General features: G+C 50.2%; 1 pseudogene. It reads left to right on the top strand.

The features are described 5' to 3' along the window. Positions 1-74: 74 nt before the first annotated feature. Positions 75-836, top strand: a pseudogene (locus ACSZO1_RS22440) (MFS transporter); the annotation flags it as partial. Positions 837-1,032: the final 196 nt, after the last annotated feature.

The following is a 1,032-nucleotide window of genomic DNA, read 5'->3' as shown; positions in this document are numbered from 1 at the left end:
GCAGGATAGCTTATCGGTAGCTAACCGTCCCTCCATCCACATGACCAAGCGTTGCACTTATTATCTGAATTCGCGGGATACTGACCAGTTCTGTCGGACCCGGCTGGGGACTGGCAATTGATGCGTTAGGTTTCGCGGCCTCTGCCCCGCTTTATTTCTTAATTCGCGTTACGCCAGTCAATGCATGTCCACCTCCAGGTAATATCCTGCAGGACTTAAAAGAAGGCTGGAAAGAATTCGCAGGCCGAACCTGGGTATGGACGGTTGTTGTCCAGTTCACAATTATCAATGCCGCATTTAGTGGCGTAGTGATGGTGCTTGGCCCAGTGATTGCTGATGCTTCGTTTGGGCGAACCCATTGGGGGATGATTGTTGCCGCGCAGAGTGTTGGGCTTGTTGCTGGTTCGTTCCTCGCTCTGAGATGGCGCCCACGCCGCGATCTCTTTATTGGTGTCATGCTGGTTGCACTTTGCGCAATACCCATTTTTATGCTTAGTCAGCCCGCTTCCGCAACGTGGCTTATTTCAGGTTTCTTTATTGCTGGCGTCGCTTTTGGCCTGTTCGGCGTATCCTGGGCACATTCACTACAAACGCATATTCCGCAGGAAAAACTGGCTCGGGTATATGCCTATGACGCAGTCGGTTCGTTTGTGGCGATCCCCTTCGGTGAACTGATTGCCGGACCGCTGGCACTGCATTATGGTAGCAGTAACGTGCTTCTGGTTTCAGCGGTGGCAGTCGTCATCGCAACATTAGCAGCCGGTCTGGTCCCTGCGATTAGACAACTCGATAACGCCTCACAGGTTACGTCGCAAAAGGCGACGACACACTTATGATAATACTCAAAAAACACAGAATTCAGGGTATAAACCAAATCTAAAGACTGGCAAAGACAATCGCGACACTTGATGTTGCCATAGCCTGATAGCATGATTTATGTGCGGTACTGTCTGCATCCTGAATCGCCACGGATAATCTAGACACTTCCGAGCCGTTGATAATACTGGTTTTCATATTCTATCGGTGACATCT

The organism is Erwinia sp. V71 (assembly GCF_965644245.1).
Taxonomy (GTDB): Bacteria; Pseudomonadota; Gammaproteobacteria; order Enterobacterales; family Enterobacteriaceae; genus Erwinia.
The sequence above is the reverse complement of the archived record's forward strand: the minus strand, read 5'-3'. Positions and strand labels throughout refer to the sequence as shown.